The sequence below is a fragment of the Candidatus Hepatobacter penaei genome (assembly GCF_000742475.1).
GTDB lineage: Bacteria > Pseudomonadota > Alphaproteobacteria > Holosporales > Hepatobacteraceae > Hepatobacter > Hepatobacter penaei.
Map to the genome: position 1 here is coordinate 20,159 of NZ_JQAJ01000003.1, position 22,591 is coordinate 42,749.

Here is a 22,591-nt window from a genome sequence, read left to right on the forward strand (position 1 = left end):
GCAAGATGCGAACTATCCTATTCTGACCCTTTAGGATGTGAACCCTGAGCCGAAGGCTTGGCCTGTGCCATCGCCTCACTGACCTTGGATTACACAAACACGGCGCCCCGTTAAAGGGGCGTTTTTTTTATCATCCATTTGGGGGGTGTTTTGGTGCCGCAAGGTTCGTGCGTTTAGAGGCAAGGGTTATGCAGGATGACCCCATGAAGAAATGAGATACCACGTTTCTTCATCCACAGGTACCACAGAAAGACGCCCTTGTTTGATGAGAGCCAGATGATGACATCGTGGATCTTGCTTGATGCGCGTTAAGGTGACAGGGGCAGCAAAGGGACTCAATGTTTCCACATCTACCATGGAAAATCTGTGGGTTGGGTCTGTGGTGTCGGGATAGGCTTCACGCACAATCTTGACCGTGCCCATAATGCGCCGCTCGCTGCCGGTGTGGTAGAAAAACGCTTCATCTCCTTCACGCATGGCGCGCATATGCTTTTGTGCCTGAAAGTTGCGCACACCATCCCACGATGTTTGCTGATCACGAACTTGGTCCTGCCACGACCAACAATCAGGCTCTGTTTTCAACAGCCAATAGGCCATGCTGTCTCCACCAAAAACGCGCCTCTCAAAGGTGACCCTTAAATGGGCAAGTGCATTCCCACCATGATGACGTTTTTGCTGACTTTGTCAAAGGTTTGCTTGATGGTGTGGTTACGACCATCGGTAAAAGAACGTTCGATCTTGCCAAACGTTGTCCAGGTATAGCTGAGAGACCAGGTGATTCTTTCAAACTTTCTCAGCACACCGATGCCCAACGACATTCCTGTTTTCAGCTTTGTGCCATCAGATTTAAAATCTGCTGCGGGCTCAGCATAATCTAAAGCAAACCATCCAAAATCAAGGCCTAGCTTAGCAAAAGGTTGAAAGCCCTCTCTTTCAAAGAGGCCGAACTTGCACGCCAACCCCAGGTTTGCATTGTGAGCAATAGATCCTGTAAAGCCATAGGCTTCATGGGTGTGTTTAGCTTTGGGGGTGAGAAAATCCAACGAAAGCTCAGGCGCAATCCAGCGATAGACATAAGAAACATTGAACCCAAACAAAAACCCCCATTGAGAAAATTTTTCACTTTTGCCCTCAGTGCCCAAGAACTGACTATCTATGGTTTCTGAACTTTCACCTGAAATTTGCGGTGCACCAAGACCCAGGCCCCACATCCAACCGGGATCTGCATGCCCCTGAGGAGGGGTGCTCATCACGCCGAGACAAAGGGTGCCCAACACAAGGGATAAACAAACATTTTTATTCGATAGAAAAGAAGTCATGATACGTTCGCAGACAAAATTCAAAGTATGGTGCCATTCAACCCTTATTTTTTTCTAAAATCAATATTTTTTGCCCATGAAAGCATTGATGAATACCCTTTTTTTAACGCCATGATTTGCGCCCAGGCAGATTGAAGCAAGTTTTTTATAACCTGTTGAAAAAAAGAGGTTTTTGTTTTAATTGTTGCCAAATGAGCATAATTGTATGGTGGCAACGATGAGAATGGTCGTATCGTTTTTTCTTGTGTATGTCTCTTTCCTCTCTTCGGGGTGGGCGCTTGAAGCACTTTGGCGTGAAGAGCAACGGGTGCTTGCAGCACACAGAGCCGGTCGCCCTGTGACACTGAATCAGGGGTTTACGTGGCGAGACCTTGCCATGAAAGCCAGAAATGATATGCTGCGACGCCGGCATCAAGAGGCGCAGCACTTTCATATGATGCCGCTTGTTGCGCCCGATGGACACGTTTCTCATCTTCCTGTCCGTAATGGCCGTGTCCACATCGATTTTGATGTTCAACGCCGGGCCATGAGGGAAAGGCAAGGTTCACCCTCTCAACGTCAAGAGGCCATACGCGTGCGTCTTGAACGCGAGCGTGCCGCAGAGCAAAGGTTTCGGGTCCAAGTTGCCCTTCGTGATGCTGGGGGGAGAGATCGAGGGGGACGCAATGCTGCGTTGCAAAATGAGCAGAGAGAACCTGAGAGGTCCGCTCAAGAGGGATTGAGGTTAACCAGAAACTATGAAAGAGGGACGTTATCATCGTGGTCACACCAAATGGTGGATGACACTTTTCCTAACATGGTCGCTGGGGATTATAGAGACGCTGTTGTCTTGGCAGGCACTCACAGCTGCAGAAAAACCACATTGATGCGGGCCATTCAGCGTGTTTATGCGGAACGTCGTCTCACGCCGCAACCTGTGTATGGGGACAATTATAGGGTGAACCTTACGAATATTTTACAAGACCCTTATATAGCCTTGTTGTCCTTTGCAGAAGGTGAGCCTATGGGTCTAGAACAGCACAAGGGGATTCTTAAGAACCAGTTTGATGATCTGACGAACCACGTTCCCGATCAAAGGGGGGCACTTTTGGCGTTTAGGGACCGTATGTTTAATTGCCCTCAATTTCAACGCTATCCTCAAAGTGTTTCGCTTCCGCTTCAATTTCTTCTGAGCTATATCTTAAGGCCAGAAAATGGATCGTTGAGAGAAGATGTGGTGAATATCATGGTAACGCACAACGATGCTTGCGAAGATGCGACGGCTTCAGCCTTGGAAACCTTACGTACTTTGAGTGTGTGCTATAGAATACAGACGTCGTCTTCCGATCCAGATGTGGAGACAGCCTTGGTGAGTGTGTGTTTATCCTTTGTGAAACAGCATATGTTGAAGGAGTATATGGTCAACGCTGTTTATGCAGAAAACCAAAGATTGCGCGCTAATAACACCTTTGATGAACAACGTAATAATCCAGGCCATGGTGAAATTGTGGAATACCAGCTTCAGCTGACCAAGCTGGCCAATCACGTGCTGGGTTGGGGGTGTGTGTTTGATCATGTGCTCCACCCTCTTCCCCTGCCTGATTATATGACGCCGCGCGGCCTAGCAGAAGACCTTGCCAACGTGAATCCAAGGTTTTGGATCCATGCCTTAGGTGCGCTGCCAGCATGGCGGTTTTGGGTTGAGAAGAGTGATGAATACAAAAATCTACAGCGTATGTATGATGAAGCTGCCACAGATGAACAACAAAGGGAACTTGAAGCAGCCTTTGACTCTCTGTACTATCTCAAGGCAAAAAATGCTCTGATTGCGGCGGGGTATTTCACCCAGAATGAATATTATGATTTGATTCGACTTTGATGGTCTGCCCCAACTGGTCTCGTTTTTCGTCAGGGGGTATTGTGGCCTGGCCATCTTGTGCGCTTCTTGATGGCCTCTAGCCTCGAGGGGGGGGAGGTCCTTTCAGCGGCTAGGGGGGTCAGGGCTTAAGCATCTGGGTGCTCGTTGCGCCAAGGGGACGCGTTTTTTTTCTGCCTTGTCCCACAGCGCGATGGGGTGGGTGAGATGCCATGGCTTAGGCTTTTGTTACCTTTTTTTTTTCCACAATCATCTCTTGGGTTGAAACGTTTGTGCATTGCTTGAAGCTGATCCTTATAAAAAAAGGCCGTTTTGTGGTGCACCGCGCGGGGTGATGCCAAGGCATGGGAGGCATGCGCCTTGCGCGCAGGGATTGTTTTGACTCGCGGCCCATAAGGGCGTATGGTAAGGCAGCTTTGTATAAGGACGCGCTCCATGGATACAAATATTTATACAAGTGTGGCCAAAGCGATGGCTTCCTTGGCCACCATGCATGTGGTGTTTCCTGTGTTTTTATTGTGCTATGTGAGCCGTGTGCGGGAACGGGCAGCAGAGGCCTTTATTTTGGTGCTGTTTTCTTCCCTCGTGGTGGCTTTTTTTGACATCATTTTTGATCGCTGGATTACGGAAGACAAGGCCATCTATTTACCCCATGGCTCGGCCGCGTTGGCTGTTGCTTTTTATGGCTGGTTTGTGTATGCGTCGTCCCTCTGGCCCTTGCGCATTCTCTGTGGGGTGATGGCGATATGTGCCCTTGGAGGGCTCTGGTATCAAAGTGTGCCCTTGATCTCGCTTGTCTTGGGGGCAGGTATGGGCTTTTTGCTGGTAATGTTTTTCTCACTGCTCACCAGAGGGGCTTTGCTTCAGGGGCGGATCTATATCATTGGTCTTTTCCTTACCCTTGTGGGTCTTGGGTTGGTGGCCTTTATTGCGCATGTGCCCAAGGCCGTGTGGATGGATGGCTATATGTTGCTAGGGTTTTCCTTGGCGGGCCTTTTGTTGCACAAATCATTGACGGGTGTGTTTCGCGCCAAAGAAAAGGTGGGGCTGATCAGTCTTGTGATGCTGGGCGTGGTGGCGCTGAAGGCCTTTTCTGATTATGTCCTGGTGCCGCTCTTTTCACCGGCGGTGTCATTGACGGTGTGGATCATGAGCGGGGCTCTGCCGGTTGTGATGGTGTGGCAATTTCCGAAACGTATTCACATCTTTCAGAGCAAGCCCTAGGCTGTGTGCCTAGAGGCTCATCAATTCGGTTTTTTTAACGTTCACCGTTTGATCAATTTTGCTAATCATACCGTCTGTCATTTTTTGAATCTGGCCACTGTGGCTGCGCAGTTCGTCTTCAGAAATGTCGTTATTTTTTTCTGCCTTCTCAAGGGCGTCCATGCCCATGCGCCGTATAGAGCGTACTGCCATGCGCCCATTTTCCGCATACTTGCCCAGCGTTTTGGCCAGCTCTTTGCGGCGTTCTTCGCTTAAGTCAGGCACCTGAATGCGCAACGTCGAGCCGGCTGTTTGGGGGTTGAGTCCTAGGCCTGCATCTGAGATGGCTTTTTCCACCTGCGGCACCATATCTTGGCTCCAAACCTGAATTTGCAAGGTCAAAGGTCCCTGTACGCTCACTGTGGCCACCTGATTTAAGGGCATCTTGCTGCCATAGGCGTCTACCTGCACAGGATCAAGCAACTGTGTGGTCACGCGTCCGGTGCGCAGGCCTTGAATATCTTTAAGAAAAGACTGAAAACTGTCTTCCATCTTTTTTTCTAATTTGTTTTTCAGTTCATGAAACATCGTGAATCCCCCCAGATGTGATGCGTGTAAAACGACCCTTGTGCTGAAGTAGAGACAAGAGCCCATCCTTTTTCATAATATTGAACACATAAATAGGCAAATCAAAATCCCGTGCCATGGCCACTGCGGTGCTATCGAGGACCTGGATGTTCTTTTCTAAAACTGCTGTGTGGCTGAGGTGGGGCAAAAAGGGCGCATCAGGAAAGTACGCGGGGTCTTGTGCAAACACGCCGTCCACTTTTGTGCCCTTAAGCACAGCGCTGCATCCTGTTTTAAGAGCGCCCAATACGGCCGCTGTGTCTGTGGTAACAAAAGGTTGCCCCGTGCCGCCAGCAAGAATGAGGATTTTTTTGGTCCCCAAAATATCTTGTGCCCTTTCCTCACTGAAAAGAGAGACTTGCTCTGGCAGGGGAAAGGGGCTCATCACCTCTGACGGGATATGCCTTTCTGCCAGATGCGCTTTGAGAAAAAGACCATTAAGCATACTGGCACACATGCCCATTTGATCAAGAAACAGGCGAGATGTTTGGGTGAAAGGGGCCGTGTGTCCGCGCATGAGATTGCCGCCGCCTATCACAATCACCAAAGTGTGAGATTCAGCCAGTGTAGCCACTTGATCGAGGATAGGGTCGAGCCTTTCTTGTGAGAAAATTTCACCAGACAGCTTAAGCAAAAAGCGCTGAGAAGACAACGTCTCTTGCCCCAATCTTTCACCCATGGTCATGCCTTTGGTTATTTAATTTTCTCCATGGCAAAGCCTGTGATGCGCACATGGCCGGGCAGGGCGGTGACATACGCCTCCACCGTTTTTTCAGGCTCCATAATAAAGGGCTGCTCGAGAAACACGGTTTCGGAGAAAAACTTTCTCATCCGCCCGTCAACAATTTTGGCAATGGCCGCTTCAGGCTTGCCGGCTTTTTGCGCATCTTCTAAGAAGAAAGCTCGCTCTTTGCTGACGTCCTCTGCATTGAGGTCATCACGGGTCAACGCCGTGGGCTTAGAAGCCGCCACATGCATGGATAAATGTTTGCCGGGCAGATGAAGCGCCTCTGGATCGGATTCGCTGTGTAAGCCCACCAGCACGCCAATGGTGCCCATGGCATCTGTATAGGCGTTGTGGATATAAGAGCCAACATAGCCTTGATCCACAGAAACGACTTGCAAATCCATCAGCTTAATAGGCTCACCAATGACAGAAGACAGGTGGGTTGTTTTTTCTTGCACCGTTTCACCTGAAGCCATGGCAAGCTGCGCCAGTGCATCCAGTGTGGCGGGTTTTTCTTTCACCACAAGAGCCAGCACGTCTTTGACGAAACCTTGAAAGGTCTCATTCCGTGCCACAAAATCAGTTTCTGACGCCACCTTCAACAGCGCGCCCCAGGTGCCTTCTTTGGCCACGCCGATCACACCTTCGGTGGTGTCACGATCCATTTTTTTAGCAGCTTTGACAATGCCTTGCTTGCGAAGCCAGACCGCGGCTTCCTCAAGAGACCCATTCGTCGCCTCCAAGGCTTTTTTGCAGTCAAGAATACCGCAACCTGTCATCTGCCTGAGTTTTTGAATGTTTTCTTTCATACGTTACCCATCCTTTCTCATATCGGCATCTTCAGACGTTACGGGTGCTTCTGGGGCTATCTCTTGTGGAGCCTTTTCCGGTGTACCTTCCTCTGCATGGGCGGCTTTTTCTGTCTGGGATGTATCGGCTAAAGCTTCCGGTTGAGCCGGTGCCTTTTCGTCCTCTGTGGGTTCATCTGACGCAGCAGCTTGTTTTTTATCGTGGCCAAATTCTTTTTTCAGGCCTGTTAATGTCGCTTCAGCTACAAGGTCACAATAAAATGCGATGGCCTTGGCGGCATCATCATTGGCAGGGATTGGGTAGGTGATATCATCGGGGGTTGCGTTGCTGTCCACAATGGCCACCGTCGGGATACCCAGTCGTTTGGCTTCAGCTACCGCGATGCTTTCTTTATTAGTATCCACAATAAACAACATATCAGGCAAGCCGCCCATATCCTTGATACCACCCAAGGCATTTTCTAATTTCTCATGATCCCGGGTGAGAGACAAACGCTCTCTTTTCGTGAGTTTTTGAAAATCGTCTGTCTGAAATTGAGCCTCAAGGTGCTTAAGCCGTTTGATCGATTCAGCAATGGTGTGCCAGTTGGTGAGCGTGCCACCAAGCCACCGCTTGTTGACATAGTATTGTCCTGCGCGCAGGGCTTGCTCTTTAACAATCTGTGACGCTTGCCTTTTGGTGCCCACAAAAAGAAGACGCCCGCCCGAAGCAATGGTTTTCTCAATGGCATTTAAGGCATCCACCAACATGGGCAGGGTTTTTCTCAAGTCAATGATATGAATGCCGGCCCGTTTCCCAAAAATATAGTCTTTCATTTTGGGATTCCAGCGCTGGGTTCTGTGACCAAAATGAGCGCCCACGCCCATTAAATCTTTGATGCCGATTTTGTGTACCATTGCGGTTCTATCCTTTCTCAGTTCATCCGCCACAGGTCCACCGCCCCTTGAGGGGCACTGAGAAATTGACCTGTGTGAGGTTTTCTATCCCTCTATCATAATCCAAAATGCGAGGGAGACAAGGCATTCCTGTTTTTTTCTATTGACTGGCTGTGCCAAATCATATCTAAAATAGACAAAAAAACACAAAAGTAGGGAAAGCATGCTAAAAAAATATCGTTTTGTGTTTTTTTTTGTGGGGTGTGTGGCTGGTGTCTGCCTGTGGCCCCACAAACAAGCCTGAGCTCTCTTATCTTGATCAACAAGAGCCGTGGAAAGAAGAGGCGCAAAAAGTGATGTCTGCCCTGGCTGAGGGGGACGCGGATCGGGCAAGCATGAGTGCCAATTTTGCCCTGAGTAAGTTTCCCAATCAGCCTATGCTGCATTTGCTCAATGGCATGGCCTATGAGGCCGCATCGTCGTCAGGCGGGATGTCGCAAAATTTAGATTTGGCTGAAACGGCCTATCACACCTCGTTACGGCTTGATCCTAATAGTTGGTATGCGCTCTATCGCATGGGACGACTGCAGGTGAGCATGGGAAAGTATGTGCCTGCCCAGCGTTACTTTGCCCAAGCCATCAAATTACGGCCCAAAGACCCTATGCTTTTTTATGAAATGGCCTTTGCTGCCTATTACGCCCATGATTTGCCCTGTGCGTTTGTGAGCATCAAAAAAGCCCTTGCGTGCTTGGCGGAAGACTCCCCCCAGCGCCCTCTCTATTTGCGGGCTGCGGCCTTGCTTTCTTCAGCTGTGGGCCATCACGGAGTGGCCGCCACCTATCTGGCGGAGTTGAGAACCCTCGTGCAAAAAGGGGATGAGAAAGATGTGGATTTTTTGCAAGATCGCATGGACAGCTGGCAGAGGGTGTACCAGGATTTATCGCCGGGGTTGTTGAAAAAAATCTCGCTGTCGCCCGGCAGTGAGGAAGATCTTTCGCTGCCGCCACCTTCGGCCTTGCCCGGTCCTGATGGCCAGTATGTAGACCCCCATAATGCAGGAACATCACCAGATGATCTCACCTCTTTGGGTGATGGATCTCCAAAGTCTCACGCCTCTTTCCGGAAACACAAAAGGAAGCTCGGGCCGCCAGAGGAAGAAGAAGATCCGGTGGTGATTTTTGAATGCGTATTGCTGTTTTTAGATGAAAAGACCACCACACAAAAGGGCCAAAATCTTCTGGAATCCTTTGTCAACGGCACGCTCTTAAGCTTGAAGCCCTTAGAAATTGATACGTTGTTTTATAAGAACCTGGATGGGGGCCGGGTGCTGAGCACTACAGACATGGGTACAAGCGATAGTGCATCGCTGCCCGTGCAGAGGATTTTTTCCAAAAATATGACCTGGGGCACGGTGCAATATAATGCCAACATCGTCAACATTACCAATGACCGGGTGGAGCTGTTGAGCCGGCCGGTGCTGACGGCTTTTTTGGGCAAGCCGGCCACGTTTGATTCGGGCAACACGTTGGTAGGCGGGTTATCGGGAAGCTCGGGTGGGTCGTTGATCAATTTGCCTGTGGGCACGTTGGTGAGTTTTACGCCCACAAAAATTACGGGGAAAGTGGTGGAAATTGATGTGGATATGGAAAGCAGTTCGGTGACCCACGCCAGTCTGCCCACCGGCCTGTCAGATCAGCTGATTGACACGCAAAAAACCCGCATCAAGACCAAATTGCGTCTCAAGTTTAATGAAACAGGGATTGTGGGCGGCAATTATGATCGGGGCACAACCTATAAAAAGAGTGGTGTTCCGTTGCTTGAAAAAGTGCCGCTGGTTCAATATTTTTTCTCGTCTGAAAATAAAGAGGCGCAGAAACGGTCGGTGTTATTTTTGGTGACACCGCGCCGCCGCAAAACCATTGAGCAAGAGTTTCATCATTATCAAACCCTGAGGGGTCGCCATGGAAAGCTATCAGAGCTGTCCATGTTTTTAAGAGAAAACCTAGATGCCACCATGGGCATGAGCCACTTGGGTATTTTCTATAATGAGTCTTGGGATAAACTCGATTTCTATTTTAAAGGGGATATGGTGCGCTTTCCGGAAAGCTCATTGTCACAAAAAGTGGGCTCGCTGCGCAACTTTATTTATTATTGATGCGATCGAGCACCCAGTTAGGGTCATCGCTTTTAATGTTGCGTTTGAAGGTCCATACATCTTGGGTGGGCACCGTTTCTTGGTCAAAAACCTGATCACACGCAAATTGCACCGAGACAAAGGCTGTGTTTTTCTCAAGACGTTTATGTTGAATAGATACCGCGGTGAGATAGATATCGGAAGGTTTTTTGGGGATGGGGTTATTGAGCAGCGTCTTTAACAGCGCCGGGGAGACCAGGGGTTTGAGGGTTTTTTGATCTTGGGCCTGGTGGGCTTTGAGAATCATCAAAAAAGACGCTTCCGCCCCTTCAAGAAAATGAGATTCATCAAACCCAGGGTAAAAGGCTTGCGGATCTGCCACATGTTTGCGAATTTCCACGTCGTGCTTATCGAGAAACACCGTCCTTTTGCGGGGCTTGTGGGGCATTTTTTGACCCAGCACCTGCCAGAGTCTGGAAAAGATGAGCACAGCAACAAAAAGTAAGACAAGAAGACTCATAAAAAGATCCTTTGAAAAGAGGTCCCACAAACGTTTGTATGCGATCACTCTAGCGCCATCTTGAAAAAACTTCTATAGTCTGTGGACCGTGGGTGCGTGTGCGAGGCCTGAGTGTGTCAAAAAATTCTTTGGTGGGTGTGGCGTTTTTTGTTTTTTTTGCCGCGCTTGCTTTTTATACAGCCTTTTCGCCTTCGCAAGATAAACGTGTTTTGCATATCTATAACTGGGCGCACTATATTCCTGCCTCTGTGATCGAAGCCTTTGAGCGTGAAGAAGGTGTCAAAGTGCATTATGATGCCTTTAGCACCCTTGAAATTCTTGAGGCCAAGTTGTTGGCGGCTCATTCAGGATATGACGTGGTCTTTCCCCCAGCATTTCCTACCCTCAAGCTTTTTGCGCCGGCCGGGATTTTTGCCAAACTGGATGTAACGAAAATGCCTAATATTCAGCATCTTGATCCGGCGGTGGTGGAAAAATTAAAAATGGCTGATCCTGAGGGTGTGTATGCGGTGCCTTATTTATGGGGCACAACGGGCATGATTTACCATAAAGAACGGTTGGCATCTTTGGGGGATGATCCCCCCTATGAAAGTTGGGCGTTGCTTTTTTCGAAGCCATGGCTGAAAAAACTGGCGCCTTATCATGTGGTTTTGCTGGACTCGCCGGCTGATGTGTTTCCAGACGTTTTGTTTTACAAGCGAAAAGATCCGTTTGGGTTTCATAACGATGTCTTGAAAGAGGCGGCTTCCTATTTGGCTGAGATTCGTCCCTTCATCTATAAATTTGATTCGAGCCAGATTTTGCAAGATCTTGCATCTGAGCGTGTGGCTGTGGCTGAGATTTTTTCCTCCTATGCCCACATGGCCATTGCGGCTTGGGAAAAACAAACAGGGCATTCGCCTTATTGTTATGTTATTCCTCAAGAAGGTGCCTTGATGTGGATTGATACCATGGCGATTCCGCGCGATTCATTAAATAAAGATCTGGCCTATAAGTTTATGAACTTTTTGATGCGTCCTCAGGTGATGGCTGAGATTACGAATCAAACCTATACAGCCAATGCCGTGATGGGGACTGAGCGCTGGGTGGATCCTTACATCCAAAAGCAAAAAACCATCTATCTGGATGCGTCCGTTAAAAAACGTCTTCTGTTAGATCAAATTCCTCCTCGTGCTTATGAACGTTTGCGCCTGCGCTATTGGACCATGATACGGGCGGGGCATAACCTTTAGGGAGAATTGTTATGGTAAAACTTTCGCTCACACGTCTTGAACCCTGGCAAGATCCCAAAGTCAGGCCTTATATTGACATTCGTCATGTGACCAAATCTTTTGGCAATGTGCAGGCCCTAGATGGCGTGAGCCTTTCTGTATATCAGAATGAATTTTTCTCTTTGCTGGGGGGGTCGGGATGTGGGAAAACGACACTCCTCAGGATTTTGGCTGGGTTTGAAGCGCCGACGTCAGGGCGGATTTTAATTGATGGTGTGGATGTGACGGATATGCCTCCTTTTGAACGTCCACTTAATATGATGTTTCAATCTTATGCGCTGTTTCCACACATGACCGTTGAAGAAAATGTGGCCTTTGGCCTGCGTCAAGAAAAAATGCCTGAGCCCACGCTGAAGAAACGTGTGAAGGAAATGTTGTCACTTGTGCATATGAGCGCTTTTGCACACCGCAAGCCGCCGCTTCTTTCGGGGGGGCAAAAACAGCGTGTGGCCTTGGCGAGGGCGCTGGCGAAAAGGCCGAAAGTGTTGTTGCTTGATGAGCCCCTAGCCGCCCTTGACCGCATTTTGAGAGAAGATACCCAATTCGAGCTGGTCAATATTCAAGAGGAGCTGGGCCTGACCTTTATTATGGTCACCCACGACCAAGAAGAGGCCATGACAGTGTCAACGCGTATGGGCATTATGGATCATGGCCGCATTTGTCAGGTGGGGACTCCTGGTGAGGTTTATGAATATCCCAATTCTGTCTTTGTGGCGGGATTTGTTGGGGCCATCAATTTATTTGAAGGTCTGGTGATCGAGCATGAGGCCGACCATTTGTTGGTGCGATCGGAAGACCTGGATACTGATCTTTATGTAAGCCACACATCGTCGCTGCCTGTGGGGGCGCAGGTTTCTGTGGGCATTCGTCCTGAAAAAATCATGATGTCTGTGCGTGAGCGGCAAAGTGATCGCAATGCGGTGAAGGGGCAGGTGGAGGATATTGCCTATCTGGGGGATGTTTCTATTTATCACGTGCGGCTACCGTCGGGAAAAATTGTTTTGGCCACCCAACCCAATGTGGGGCGTTTGCGTGAGCGAGTGGTGCAATGGGACGATGTGGTGTCTTTGTTTTGGAAGCCAGAAAACGGCGTGGTGTTGACGGCGTAGCGTATGTATTCTTGGCTGGCAATTATGTTTGACTATGTAAGAAAGCGCAGTGCCTTTCTTATTTTTATGGTTCCCTATGTATGGCTGTCAGCGTTTTTGCTGGTCCCCCTGATTGTGATTTTTTGCATCAGTTTTTCTGAAAGCTTGATTGCCATACCCCCATTTGCGCCTATGATTTCGTGGGTGGGGCGCCATGTGATGCAGATTAAGATCAGTTTTGATAACTATGCCTTTATTCTTTCTGATCCCCTCTATATCCTTTCCTATCTCAATTCCTTTGGTCTTGCGTTTGCCACCACCTTGTTGTGCCTGGTCTCATCATACCCTGTGGCCTATGGTTTGTTTTTGCTGCCAAAAAGAACGCGTTTTTTCTGCCTCATGTTGTTATTGCTGCCTTTTTGGATTTCTTTTTTGGTGCGGGTTTATGCATGGATTGGGCTGCTTGATGCGCATGGTTTTTTGAGCCTGCTGCTTCAAAAGCTGGGTCTTTTTCACAGCACGGAAGGTGTGCTTGGAACCCCTGTGGCCGTGCTGTTGGGCATGGTCTATACCTATTTGCCTTTTATGATTTTGCCGCTTTATAACGCCCTGGAAAAAATTGATTTTCACCTGGTGGAGGCGGCCTCAGATTTAGGCGCCAAACCGTTGGCTATTTTTTGGAAAATCATTTTTCCCCTTTCACGACGTGGGGCGCTGGCTGGATCTATTTTGGTGCTCATTCCTGTGGTGGGAGAGTTTGTGGTGCCCGAGCTTTTGGGGGGTGGCAAAGTGCTGATGATTGGTCAGATGATTTGGAATGAGTTTTTCTATAGCCGTGACTGGCCCTTGGCCTCAGCCTTGGCCATGCTGATGTTGGTGACGTTGGTGCCACCGATTATGATCTTACAGCGATTGCAAAAAAAGCTATAGCCCAAGGGAGCTAGGCAGCTTTGATGACCGCCTGCATCTGCGCGTATTCAAACAGCGATAACAGGCATGTTTTCACAGGTTCAGAAAGGGCTGAGGTTTGGAGAAACACTTGCGCCTTGCGCGCCAGTTCAGGAGAAGCCAGAAGGGATGTATCTAAAAACCCACTTTGTCGCAGGCCTAAGATGTCACCCTCACCGCGCAGGGAAAAATCTTTTTGCGCAAGGGCAAAACCGTCATCATTGTGCTGGAAAAAATCAAGGCGTTGACGCGTCCCCTCAGACAGAGGAGGGGTATAAAGCACCACCAGGAAGCTTTCTTGCCCCTGTCGTCCAATGCGTCCGCGCATTTGGTGCAACTGCGCCAGGCCAAAGGATTCGGCATTTTCAATGACCATGTGAGTGGCATCAGGCACGTCAATCCCAATTTCAATAATGGTGGTGCACACCAGAATGGGGGTGAGGCCTTGCCGAAAATCTGCCAAGGCTTTTTGCTTCTCTTGTTCAGGTTGGGTGCCATAAAGCCCATGGACTTGGCCCGGAAAAGCCTTTTTTAGAAAAGCCCACCGCTTTTTCACGGCGGCTTTTTCTGAAGAGGCCTCAACACATGGGCACACCCAAAATAATTTTTTGCCGGCCTTCAGCGCCTCCCTTATTTTGGGCATAAGACTGTGCATGTGATCTTGGGGCAACAGCGTGGTGGTGCGTTTGGATGCTACACGGGACTGCAGGTAAGAGGTGTCCACATCGCCCCGCAGCATGAGGCTATAGGTGCGTGGGATCGGCGTGGCTGTCATCAGCAACAAGTGGGGCACGTAGGCCTGTTTTGTGAGAAGGGTGCTGCGTTGGCTTACCCCAAAGCGCTGTTGTTCATCAATAATTACAAGCCCTAGGTTGGGAATGGTCACCCCTTCTGAAAGCAGGGAATGGGTGCCGATAATGGCATCATACTTTCCTTCACAGATATCGCGCACGCAGGCTTTTTTGTGAGGCGTGGTGCGGGTGAGGAGCACAGCGCGCGCCGAGGTGTGTTTGAGAAGATGTGCACATTTTTCATAGGTTTGCTGGGCCAAAATTTCTGTGGGCGCCAAAAAAGCCGTGCGCACCCCTGCATGAATGGCATAAATCATAGCACCAAAAGCAACCAAGGTTTTGCCGCTGCCCACGTCTCCTTGGAGAAGGCGACGCATCGGATGGGCTTTCTTCAGATCCACAAGAATCGTTTGATAAGCTTCCATCTGAGAGGGCGTCAGCGCGATGTTCTCTTGTGTGAGCACAGCAAAAAAGGCGTCTGGATCTTTGTGGGACGAGGATAAAGAGATGGCGCGCTGATGGTGTTGTTCGTGTTTTTTTTGATGGAAAAGAATATGTCTGGCAAGCAGACGGTCAAAAGAGAGGCGTTGTTTGGCCTGCGCTTGCTCTTCAGGTGTGGTGTGATCTATGCCATGCACTCGCCTCAGCGCCTCTTCAAAAGAAGGCCAGTTATTTTCTGCAAGAAAAGCTTGATCATACCACGCCTCAGCGGGGGGCATCTCGTTGAGGGCTAAGGTCACAAGGTGGGCTATTTTTTGAGAGGTCAGCCCTTCGGTTTGGGGGTAAATAGCGTCACGCTTGATCGGCTCGTCAGGCGCATTTTGGGCAAAGCGGGGAAAAAATAAAACCCACGTGCCCTGCTCATGATGTGCCTTGCCCCATACCTGCCACAAAGAGGCAGGCTGCATTTTTTGCTTGAGGTAGGGATACTGCTTTTTGTGAAAAAAAAGGCGGACAGGGTGTGTGGGTTGGCATGGATGATGGGGATGCGTGGTGCCGATCACGTGTGTATATTTTTTGTGCTGCGCGCATGACGTGATACGTATCGATGCACAAACCTTATCAGAAGAGGCGTGGCCAATCGGGGTAAAGCATTCATAACGGGTAGGAAAATGAAAAAGAAGGTCGCGGCGTGTGTAAAGGCCTAGGTTGTGGAGCCTCTTGAGGCTCACGGGTCCGACTCCTCTCAGAGAAGAAAGGGGTGACCGCATATAGGTTAACAAGGGGGTATGGTGTGTATAAGCCTTGGATGTGCTCATGAATCAAAAAACGGTAGGGAAGAGGAGAAGATAAAACGCATGTGCATGAAAAACGCCGCGCCTCCCACATGAAGGCGTTATCCGCGCGCCCGTTCTTTTTTGATGGATGGACTGAGCAAAGAGGCGATGTTGCCGAGGGTTTGCCGTAAATCATGTCTGTGCACAATTTGATCAACCGCGCCATGGGCGAGTTGGAACGCGGATGTCTGAAATCCGTCCGGCAGTTTGGTGCGCATGGTTTGTTGAATGATGCGTGCGCCTGTAAAGCCAATAATGGCCCCAGGTTCGGCCAGGTTGATATCCCCAAGGGAGGCAAAAGAAGCAGAAACCCCGCCTGTTGTTGGGTGCGTGAGCACAGAAATATAGGGAAGGCCTGCCTCTTTCAGACTTGCCAACCCAATAATGGTGCGCGGCATCTGCATGAGCGATAAAATACCTTCCTGCATGCGTGCCCCACCCGAGGAAGAGATAATGACATAAGGGGTTTTCTGTTGAAGCGCCGTGTCGGCCCCCTTCACAAGGGCCTCGCCGGCAGATGTGCCCAAAGAGCCGCCAATAAATTGAAAATCAAACATGGCCACCACTATGGGGAGCCCCTGAATTTTTCCCTTGGCCAGGGCAACGCCATCTTTTTTCTTCTTGCGGGCTTCTTTGAGTCGTTCTGTATAGCGCTTCAGATCTTTGAACTTAAGAGGGTCATCGCTTGGCGGTGTCCAGTGAAGGGGTTGATAATGACCATCATCAAACAAAGATTGGCACCGTTCTTCGGGTGACATATAAAAATGGTGATGACATTCTTTGCATACAGAAAGGTTGTCTTTAAGTTCTTTGCGAAAAATCATTTGTTCACACGATGGACAGCGGCACCACAGGTCTTCGGGGGTGTTTCTGCCGCCCACCTGTTTTATTTTGGGCCTCATAAGATCGGTCAGCCAATTCATAGCGCAAGCCTTTTCGAAAAAATGCTCCTCATTATACCTCATTTGTCAGATTTGTTAACATGCCTGAGCAGGTGGCTGCGAACTCAGGCGATCGTAAAGGCAAAAAGTCAAAAAAATTGACAAAAAGAAAAAATCGTCTAAAAAAGTTTTTATGTCAAAGCGATCTTCCTACTTTTTGTCACTCAAGGGGATGAGTTTGTTCGAAATTGCCCTTGTCTTGGCTGTGATTGGCTTGTTAACGGCGGGCATCATGAAGGGCTATGACCTTCTCCAACAAGCCAGGCTCCAAAAGACCATCACACACATCATGTCTGTGCAAACAGCGGTGCGTATGTTTCGTGATCGTTATGGCAGCTTGCCGGGAGATTGTGACGAGGCGTCTTTTATGTGGAGCGGCAAGACCCGTGATGGCAATGGTGACGGCGTGGTGGATGGCCATTTCTTCGATAATAGGTCGGAATCCTCTTTTTTTTGGCAACATCTTTTTCTGAGTGGGTTGATTCCTGATCTGCCTTTTTTGCGGCACCATGACCCTCATCAAGCCCATGGTCTCTTTTTTCCTAAGACGGCGTTAGGCAACATTTTGGTTGTGCAGTCAGATCCGCCGCCCTTCGAAGGGCTGTGGCTGATGGTCTATGCTCTGCGTCACGGGAAAAAGTATTTAACGCCCAAGCAGGCTTTTTTCATCGATCGTCACATCGATAATGGCCATCCTTTGACAGGTTGTGTGCGTGCGCAAAGCGCACCTGGCTATAGTACAGACGCGTGCGTGAAGCAGGGGCGCTATAATTTGCAAAGCACGCGTCCTGCGTGTGTTGTGTATGTTTTGTTGGAGTAAGGTAATGTTTAGGCGTCATCAAAACGCCAGCACCGTTAAGGGGTTTTCTCTTGTGGAGATGGCGCTTGTGCTGGCGATTCTCGGCATTGTCAGCAGTGGTCTGTTCCGCATGCTGTCGTATCTGTGGACGGCACGTCAAGAAAAGAACACACAAGATCGTCAAGAGCGAGTGTTCAAAGCCTTGGGTCAGTATGTGCGCCGGACAGGCCAACTTCCCTGTCCCGCAGACCCATCAGATTTGGTGAATTGGGGCAAAGCACGTCCTCGGTGCCAATCCCCGGTTCAAGCTTATGGCATTGTACCTTTTCAGACCTTGGGCCTGTCAGAAGGGGTGTCCAAAAATGGGGCGGGCGTTTTTTTCACATATATTGTTCATCCAGGTATGACCCTGCGTGGATCGTTATCTGTGGGGCCTCAGCAGAGCTATTGCAAAAAACATGTGGAGCCTTTGTTTACGGTTGTGCACAGACATGGAGCGCAGGCATCACCTGATGGTGACCCTATTGTGCTTGTCTTGCTTAGTCACAACAGCAAGGGTGAGGGGGCATTTTGGCGTGGGAGAAAAAAAAGAAAGCCTTATAAAAACTCTCTGAGCTTCAACCAATTGTGTGGGTCTTATGATTTCAAATGTTATGAATCTGCCCCTAAGAGGCGCGCTCAATGTCAGACAAGTCTTCGCACAGAAACAAAATGTAACCTTGCCTCCTATTATGGAGGGTTCTTTTGTGATGAATAAAGCGGGTTAGATGTTTTCTCGCTTCATTCGGCGATTGATGCGTGATTTAAGAATTTGGGATGTGCGAAAACTCACGCTTTTTCTGGGTGTGATCAACGCTTCTGTGCCCGTTTTTGGATTTCTCCCCATGCGGGCCTGTTTCTTATGCACCAGAAATGTGCCAAAAGAAGAAATCTTCAAAGACGATGTCTCATTGAGAGATTCGAAAAGTTGATTGATGATTTCTTCGATCAAGATCGAGGCCTGATTCTTAGGAATCAGAAGTTGTTGTGAAATTTGTTGAGCTAAACCGGAGCGGGTCAGAGTTTTTTGTGCCACGGGTGCGTCCTCTTGTTGCTTGGAAACACCCTCATTATTAGAAAATAACTTTAAGAAACAGCATTCAAAGCCAATACCCTTTTAAAAAAACAGGTTTTTTTGTTTACGCAGACAACTTTGACTGTCTTCTATCAAGAAAAACTGGATAGATTAGAGTTTTTGTGCCACCACCATTTCTCTTACGAGGTCAACCTTCGCTGAGGGCATATCCTCAAAATGTCCATTCCAAACAATCTTGCCTTGCTCTAACACGCCAATGTGGGTAGAAATCATGCGCGCAAGATGTAGATCATGGGTGATGGTAAGCGTCGTGGTTTGTGATTGGTGGTGAAGCTGGTGAATCAGTTGACCAATGAGGTGGACAGAAAGGGGGTCAAGGCCTGTGGTGGGTTCATCCAGCAGCAAAAGGTTAGGTTTGTGAACAATGGCTCTGGCAATCGCCACCCTTTTGGCCATGCCGCCCGAGATTTCTGAGGGCATGAGGTCAATGATGTCATGGCTGAGGCCTACTTGACTTAAGGTGCGTAGCACAAGGGTTTTTATGAGGCTGGCTTCTTTTTTATAAGCGCGGCTTCGAAGTGCCAGCGCGATATTTTCGCCCACAGACATGCTATCAAAAAGAGCAGATCCTTGAAAAACTACCCCTACATTTTCCATGCCTGAAGAGGTGCTTCCCTCTTCCATGCCCCGGACAATATGTTGGTCACGAACAATTTTTCCTTTGTCGTGGGTGAGAAGGCCCAGAAGGCATTTCATGGCCACAGATTTGCCAGAACCTGATCGCCCCATCAGCGTGAAAGACTCGCCCTTACCAATGGTAAGATTAAAATTTTTTAGAACTGGGTTATCTTGAAAAGATTTATAAACCCTATTGAATGTGACAATCGGTGACTTCATGTGCGAAAAAACATACTGGTGAGGACATAGTTCATAATCAAGATGGCAATGGAAGACTGCACCACCGCTTTGGTGGACGAAAGTCCAACGCCGGCGGCTCCACCTTCCGTGTAATAGCCTTGATAACAGCCCGTCAGCGCAATAATCATGCCAAAAAAGAAGGCTTTGATCAGCCCTGAGGTGATGTCAATCATTTTAAGGATATCAAAGGTTTGGTTGAGATAGGCCCCTTCGGTAAAGCCAAGTTCATAAATCGCCACCAGATACCCTCCGAGCACACCAATAATGTCTGCCACAATGACGAGGATCGGCATGGTGATGATACTGGCTAGCAAGCGCGGCCAGAATAAATAGCGAAAGGGGTTTTTAGAGAGGGTAATCAAGGCATCAATTTGCTGGGTCACCCGCATGGTGCCAATCTCAGCGGCCATCGAGCTGCCCAAGCGTCCTGCAATCATGAGGCCTGTGAGCACCGGCCCTAGCTCACGCGTGATAGACAGCGCCACAACACCCGCAATGGCATCTTCAGCCTCAAAACGCGAAAAGCCCGTATAACTTTGCAGCGCCAACACCATGCCCGTAAACAAAGCCGTCAGCCCCACCACAGGCAAAGAAAGATAGCCGATCTCAAAGATGCGCGCTTTCAGGGCCTGGACATAATAGGGAGGCAACACGCCATAATACACAACCTTTCCCGCAAAGTGTAAAAACTTTCCGAAGCAGGCCATCAACAGCAAAGCAAGGCGTCCTGTGTAGGTAAAAAGAGCAATGATCATAAATTTTTGTATTTTTTATATAAAAAAACGTCAAGGGCTAGTTCACATAAGAGACATGCAAACGCTTGCCTAAGTGTGTCAAGATTTCCCACACACTGGTTTGTGCGTGTGCAGCGAGGGCGTCGATGGTGAGTGTGTCATTGATAAGATCCATCCATGTGGCCTGCTCAAGCTCTTGTGGTGGCACATCTGTCACGTCAAAGGTGGTGAGATCCATGGAAATACGGCCGACAACAGGCAGGGTGTGCTGACCGATCATGCCCGCGGCCTTGTTGCTGAGGGATTGAAAATAGCCATCACCATAACCTACGCTGACAGTGGCAATGCGCATATCACGGGGGGCCATAAACGTTTGGTCATATCCAATGCCTTCGCCTTTTTTCAGGGTGCGCACTTGCATGATGCGTCCGCGCAATGTGATGACGTGGCGAAGATGCGCTGATAGCGGGTTATGTGCCGACAGCATAGACCCATAAAGAAAGCGTCCTGGGCGGGCAATATCATAAAAATAGGAAGGGCCGTGTAACAAGCCCGCGGAATTGGCAAAGCTTTTTCGTGCCTGAGGAAAAGCAGCAAAACTTTGTTCGAAGAGAAGACGCTGATATTCATTGTAGGAGGCGTGGAGGTCATATCCGCATGCCAGGTGGCTCATCAGCGCATCCACCGTTAGCCCTTGCGTGGCATCGGGAGATTGAGCCAGTTGGTTCAGTATATCAGGCGTGAGCCCCAAGCGGTTAAGCCCTGTTTCCACTTGCAGCCAACACGGCAAAGAGCGTTGGAGCAATTGAGCTGTGTGACGCCACGCCGCTACCTGCTCTGGGGTGGATAGGATAGGTGTGATATGATGGTGTGCCGCTTCGTACATCACGTCTGGCCAGAGGCCGTTTAACACATAGATGGTGATATCTTGGTCACCTTGACGAAGAGAGAGTGCCTCTTCTAAGGTGGCCACAAAAAAGTGGTGCGCGCCTAAGGATTTGAGGGTGGCCACAACCTCTTGTGCGCCCAGTCCATACGCATTGGTTTTGACCACAGGCGCAACCTGGCATGATGGCGTTACATATGTATCCAGCGTTTGATAATTTGTGCGCAAGGCTGCTCGATCCACATACAAAACAGCTGAGGCTGTGTGGGGAATATCTGTTTGGGTATTCTGAGGTTGAGAAGGTTGCGTTGTCATGACAAAGAGCTCACACGTGCCAGGTCTGAAAATTTGGTCAACATGCTGTTGAAATGAACAGAGATATTACCAATAGGCCCATGACGTTGTTTTGCAATCATAATATCAGCCTTATTATGAATTTTTCCCATAGTTTCTTGCCACGATGCCATTTTTTCTGAATCTTCCCCCGGTTTTTGGCGCGAGACATAATATTCTTCCCGGTAAATCAGCATCACCACATCGGCATCTTGCTCAATGGATCCTGATTCTCTGAGATCAGCCAGCATGGGGCGTTTGTCTTCCCGCTGTTCCACAGATCGTGATAATTGAGAGACAGCAATGACCGGCACATTGAGTTCCTTGGCCAGTGTTTTCAGGCCGCGCGTGATGCTTGACAGCTCCTGCACCCTGTTGTCTTGGTTTTTTTGGCCGCCGCTCAGGAGTTGAAGATAATCCACCACGATGAGGCCGAGACCTTCCTTGCGTGCAAGCCGGCGCGCCCGTGTGCGCAGCGCCGCCACCGAAAGGGCGGGGGTGTCATCAATGGCAAAGGGAAGTTGGGCCAGCATGCGTGAGACTTCTACAAAGGTGGGGAAATCTTCTTGAGACACCATACCCCGGCGGATTTTGTCAGAAGAAATTTTTGACTCTTGACCCAAAAGACGCATGGCGATCTGTTCAGAAGACATCTCGAGGGAAAAAAAAGCCACCCGACCACCTTCTTTTCCTTTTGTGTTGAGAAACGCTTGAGCCGTGTTAAAAGCAATGTTGGTGGCAAGGGCTGTTTTCCCCATGGAAGGCCTGCCTGCCACGATGATAAGATCAGATGGGTGCAGGCCGCCCAATTGCTTATCAAGATCTTTGAGGCCTGTGGTGATGCCCACAACGTGCGAATCTTTTTTAAATGCACTTTCTGCCGATAAGATGGCTTGGGACAGTGCGCTTTTAAAATCCACAAACCCTGTGTTGGTTTTGTTGTGTGAGGCCAGGTTGAAAAGCTGTTGTTCGGTTTCTTCGATGCAGTCTTGAGCCGTTTTGTCTACAGCAATTGTTTTGGCATCACTTGTGAGTTTCTCACCTAAATAAATCAGCTGACGCCGCAGGTGAAGCTCTCGGATCTGTTGGCCATAATCAGCTGTGTTGACGAGCGATAAGATATGGTCGCCCAGTTTAGAGAGATAGGCCACGCCCCCAAGATCGGTGAGGGCGCCGTCACCTTCAAAAAAAGGTTTGAGCGTCACCGGTGACGCCAAGCTTCCTTTTTGCACAAAGGTGTGAATGGCGTCGAAAATCCGTCCATGCAGGGGGTCAAAAAAATCTTGCGCTGTGAGAAAAGCGTCTACCTGCTCTAATAAGCCATTATCATGCAACAAGGCTCCCAAAAGAGCTTGCTCAACCTCAAGATTGTGGGGAAGCACCTGCTCTGACACCAGATAACCCAAAGAAAATATGAGAACGCTTGTCCCTATTATAGAGAGAACAACTCGTTTGTCAC

The 22,591-nt window shown here is 49.1% G+C and carries 22 protein-coding genes; 8 read left to right on the forward strand and 14 right to left on the reverse strand.

Annotation, left to right across the window (positions count from 1 at the left end):
• Positions 1–186 precede the first annotated feature (186 nt).
• Together IG82_RS0104235 and IG82_RS0104240 are read right to left on the reverse strand one after the other, a co-directional pair.
• On the reverse strand, positions 187–597 hold the full coding sequence (locus IG82_RS0104235; protein WP_031934331.1) for an EVE domain-containing protein: 411 nt from the start codon (positions 595–597) through the stop codon (positions 187–189).
• 38 nt (positions 598–635) lie between these two features.
• Positions 636–1,319: an outer membrane beta-barrel protein gene (locus tag IG82_RS0104240; RefSeq protein WP_156095375.1), complete on the reverse strand. Its 684-nt coding sequence runs from the start codon at positions 1,317–1,319 to the stop codon at positions 636–638.
• A gap of 223 nt (positions 1,320–1,542) precedes the next feature.
• Here IG82_RS0104240 and IG82_RS0104250 point away from each other — a divergent pair, with 223 nt between their 5' ends.
• On the forward strand, positions 1,543–3,177 hold the full coding sequence (locus tag IG82_RS0104250; RefSeq protein ID WP_156095376.1) for a hypothetical protein: 1,635 nt from the start codon (positions 1,543–1,545) through the stop codon (positions 3,175–3,177).
• Between the two features lie 432 nt (positions 3,178–3,609).
• On the forward strand, positions 3,610–4,398 hold the full coding sequence (locus IG82_RS0104260; protein WP_031934335.1) for a hypothetical protein: 789 nt from the start codon (positions 3,610–3,612) through the stop codon (positions 4,396–4,398).
• A 9-nt stretch (positions 4,399–4,407) separates the two neighbouring features.
• On the opposite strand, the gene frr is transcribed toward IG82_RS0104260, so the two are convergent.
• From frr to rpsB, 4 genes are read right to left on the reverse strand one after another with little or no spacing between them, the layout of a single operon-like run.
• Positions 4,408–4,965, reverse strand: a complete 558-nt coding sequence (gene frr / locus IG82_RS0104265; protein ID WP_031934336.1) for a ribosome recycling factor — start codon at positions 4,963–4,965, stop codon at positions 4,408–4,410.
• A complete protein-coding gene (locus IG82_RS0104270) occupies positions 4,955–5,683 on the reverse strand; it encodes an amino acid kinase family protein (protein ID WP_031934337.1) in 729 nt (242 codons plus the stop codon). Before IG82_RS0104270 ends, frr begins: the two co-directional genes overlap by 11 nt.
• A 14-nt stretch (positions 5,684–5,697) precedes the next feature.
• The gene (tsf, locus tag IG82_RS0104275; protein ID WP_052545702.1) at positions 5,698–6,540 is read right to left on the reverse strand and encodes a translation elongation factor Ts; all 843 of its coding nucleotides are present in this window, start codon (positions 6,538–6,540) and stop codon (positions 5,698–5,700) included.
• Between the two features lie 3 nt (positions 6,541–6,543).
• Positions 6,544–7,437: a 30S ribosomal protein S2 gene (gene rpsB, locus IG82_RS0104280; protein WP_040333154.1), complete on the reverse strand. Its 894-nt coding sequence runs from the start codon at positions 7,435–7,437 to the stop codon at positions 6,544–6,546.
• A gap of 242 nt (positions 7,438–7,679) precedes the next feature.
• On the opposite strand from rpsB, the gene IG82_RS0104285 reads away from it, so the two are divergent.
• Entirely contained in the window at positions 7,680–9,572 is a 1,893-nt protein-coding gene (locus IG82_RS0104285) for a secretin GspD/PilQ domain-containing protein (RefSeq protein ID WP_156095377.1), read from the forward strand.
• Here IG82_RS0104285 and IG82_RS0104290 read toward each other — a convergent pair.
• Positions 9,559–10,071, reverse strand: a complete 513-nt coding sequence (locus IG82_RS0104290; RefSeq protein WP_156095378.1) for a TIM44-like domain-containing protein — start codon at positions 10,069–10,071, stop codon at positions 9,559–9,561. The two genes, IG82_RS0104285 and IG82_RS0104290, sit on opposite strands and share 14 nt — an antisense overlap.
• 113 nt (positions 10,072–10,184) lie before the next feature.
• Here IG82_RS0104290 and IG82_RS0104295 point away from each other — a divergent pair, with 113 nt between their 5' ends.
• From IG82_RS0104295 to IG82_RS0104305, 3 genes are read left to right on the forward strand one after another with little or no spacing between them, the layout of a single operon-like run.
• Entirely contained in the window at positions 10,185–11,303 is a 1,119-nt protein-coding gene (locus tag IG82_RS0104295; RefSeq protein ID WP_172642895.1) for an extracellular solute-binding protein, read from the forward strand.
• Between the two features lie 11 nt (positions 11,304–11,314).
• Positions 11,315–12,451 carry an ABC transporter ATP-binding protein gene (locus IG82_RS0104300; protein WP_031934343.1) on the forward strand — a complete coding sequence of 379 codons (1,137 nt, stop codon included), beginning with the start codon at positions 11,315–11,317 and terminating at the stop codon, positions 12,449–12,451.
• Positions 12,452–12,454: 3 nt separating this feature from the next.
• Positions 12,455–13,360, forward strand: coding sequence for an ABC transporter permease (locus IG82_RS0104305; RefSeq protein ID WP_216476150.1), 906 nt, complete (start codon positions 12,455–12,457; stop codon positions 13,358–13,360).
• Between the two features lie 10 nt (positions 13,361–13,370).
• Here IG82_RS0104305 and IG82_RS0104310 read toward each other — a convergent pair whose 3' ends face one another.
• Together IG82_RS0104310 and accD are read right to left on the reverse strand one after the other, a co-directional pair.
• Positions 13,371–15,428, reverse strand: a complete 2,058-nt coding sequence (locus tag IG82_RS0104310) for an ATP-dependent DNA helicase RecG (protein WP_031934345.1) — start codon at positions 15,426–15,428, stop codon at positions 13,371–13,373.
• Between the two features lie 77 nt (positions 15,429–15,505).
• Positions 15,506–16,369, reverse strand: coding sequence for an acetyl-CoA carboxylase, carboxyltransferase subunit beta (gene accD / locus IG82_RS0104315; RefSeq protein WP_052545704.1), 864 nt, complete (start codon positions 16,367–16,369; stop codon positions 15,506–15,508).
• 151 nt (positions 16,370–16,520) lie between these two features.
• Here accD and IG82_RS06970 point away from each other — a divergent pair, with 151 nt between their 5' ends.
• Together IG82_RS06970 and IG82_RS06685 are read left to right on the forward strand one after the other, a co-directional pair.
• The gene (locus IG82_RS06970) at positions 16,521–17,207 is read left to right on the forward strand and encodes a pilus assembly FimT family protein (RefSeq protein WP_052545705.1); all 687 of its coding nucleotides are present in this window, start codon (positions 16,521–16,523) and stop codon (positions 17,205–17,207) included.
• Positions 17,191–17,943, forward strand: coding sequence for a type II secretion system protein (locus IG82_RS06685; RefSeq protein ID WP_082192066.1), 753 nt, complete (start codon positions 17,191–17,193; stop codon positions 17,941–17,943). The genes IG82_RS06970 and IG82_RS06685 overlap by 17 nt, the downstream gene beginning before the upstream one ends.
• A 6-nt stretch (positions 17,944–17,949) precedes the next feature.
• Here the strand turns inward: IG82_RS06685 and IG82_RS0104330 are convergent, their stop codons facing one another.
• The 5 genes from IG82_RS0104330 to IG82_RS0104350 all read right to left on the reverse strand — a co-directional run bounded on the left by IG82_RS0104330 (position 17,950) and on the right by IG82_RS0104350 (position 22,538).
• The gene (locus tag IG82_RS0104330) at positions 17,950–18,261 is read right to left on the reverse strand and encodes an HU family DNA-binding protein (protein WP_031934348.1); all 312 of its coding nucleotides are present in this window, start codon (positions 18,259–18,261) and stop codon (positions 17,950–17,952) included.
• A gap of 150 nt (positions 18,262–18,411) precedes the next feature.
• Entirely contained in the window at positions 18,412–19,158 is a 747-nt protein-coding gene (locus tag IG82_RS0104335) for an ABC transporter ATP-binding protein (protein WP_052545706.1), read from the reverse strand.
• Positions 19,155–19,928 carry an MlaE family ABC transporter permease gene (locus tag IG82_RS0104340; protein WP_031934350.1) on the reverse strand — a complete coding sequence of 258 codons (774 nt, stop codon included), beginning with the start codon at positions 19,926–19,928 and terminating at the stop codon, positions 19,155–19,157. The genes IG82_RS0104335 and IG82_RS0104340 overlap by 4 nt, the downstream gene beginning before the upstream one ends.
• A 43-nt stretch (positions 19,929–19,971) precedes the next feature.
• Positions 19,972–21,114 (reverse strand): alanine racemase, encoded by a 1,143-nt coding sequence (gene alr, locus IG82_RS0104345; RefSeq protein WP_052545707.1) that lies wholly within the window; start codon positions 21,112–21,114, stop codon positions 19,972–19,974.
• Positions 21,111–22,538: a replicative DNA helicase gene (locus tag IG82_RS0104350; protein WP_216476152.1), complete on the reverse strand. Its 1,428-nt coding sequence runs from the start codon at positions 22,536–22,538 to the stop codon at positions 21,111–21,113. Before IG82_RS0104350 ends, alr begins: the two co-directional genes overlap by 4 nt.
• Between the last annotated feature and the right edge of the window lie 53 nt (positions 22,539–22,591).

What these genes read in the sequence shown, in the direction of transcription:
- IG82_RS06970 (WP_052545705.1), top strand. Translation starts at nt 16,521, where the DNA reads ATGTCAAAGCGATCTTCCTACTTTTTGTCACTCAAGGGGATGAGTTTG.
- IG82_RS0104310 (WP_031934345.1), bottom strand. Translation starts at nt 15,428, where the DNA reads ATGAGCACATCCAAGGCTTATACACACCATACCCCCTTGTTAACCTAT.
- accD (WP_052545704.1), bottom strand. Translation starts at nt 16,369, where the DNA reads ATGAATTGGCTGACCGATCTTATGAGGCCCAAAATAAAACAGGTGGGC.
- IG82_RS0104240 (WP_156095375.1), bottom strand. Translation starts at nt 1,319, where the DNA reads ATGACTTCTTTTCTATCGAATAAAAATGTTTGTTTATCCCTTGTGTTG.
- IG82_RS0104260 (WP_031934335.1), top strand. Translation starts at nt 3,610, where the DNA reads ATGGATACAAATATTTATACAAGTGTGGCCAAAGCGATGGCTTCCTTG.
- rpsB (WP_040333154.1), bottom strand. Translation starts at nt 7,437, where the DNA reads ATGGTACACAAAATCGGCATCAAAGATTTAATGGGCGTGGGCGCTCAT.
- IG82_RS0104250 (WP_156095376.1), top strand. Translation starts at nt 1,543, where the DNA reads ATGGTCGTATCGTTTTTTCTTGTGTATGTCTCTTTCCTCTCTTCGGGG.
- IG82_RS06685 (WP_082192066.1), top strand. Translation starts at nt 17,191, where the DNA reads ATGTTTTGTTGGAGTAAGGTAATGTTTAGGCGTCATCAAAACGCCAGC.
- IG82_RS0104335 (WP_052545706.1), bottom strand. Translation starts at nt 19,158, where the DNA reads ATGAAGTCACCGATTGTCACATTCAATAGGGTTTATAAATCTTTTCAA.
- IG82_RS0104300 (WP_031934343.1), top strand. Translation starts at nt 11,315, where the DNA reads ATGGTAAAACTTTCGCTCACACGTCTTGAACCCTGGCAAGATCCCAAA.
- IG82_RS0104235 (WP_031934331.1), bottom strand. Translation starts at nt 597, where the DNA reads ATGGCCTATTGGCTGTTGAAAACAGAGCCTGATTGTTGGTCGTGGCAG.
- IG82_RS0104290 (WP_156095378.1), bottom strand. Translation starts at nt 10,071, where the DNA reads ATGAGTCTTCTTGTCTTACTTTTTGTTGCTGTGCTCATCTTTTCCAGA.
- frr (WP_031934336.1), bottom strand. Translation starts at nt 4,965, where the DNA reads ATGTTTCATGAACTGAAAAACAAATTAGAAAAAAAGATGGAAGACAGT.
- IG82_RS0104270 (WP_031934337.1), bottom strand. Translation starts at nt 5,683, where the DNA reads ATGGGTGAAAGATTGGGGCAAGAGACGTTGTCTTCTCAGCGCTTTTTG.
- tsf (WP_052545702.1), bottom strand. Translation starts at nt 6,540, where the DNA reads ATGAAAGAAAACATTCAAAAACTCAGGCAGATGACAGGTTGCGGTATT.
- IG82_RS0104305 (WP_216476150.1), top strand. Translation starts at nt 12,455, where the DNA reads ATGTATTCTTGGCTGGCAATTATGTTTGACTATGTAAGAAAGCGCAGT.
- alr (WP_052545707.1), bottom strand. Translation starts at nt 21,114, where the DNA reads ATGACAACGCAACCTTCTCAACCTCAGAATACCCAAACAGATATTCCC.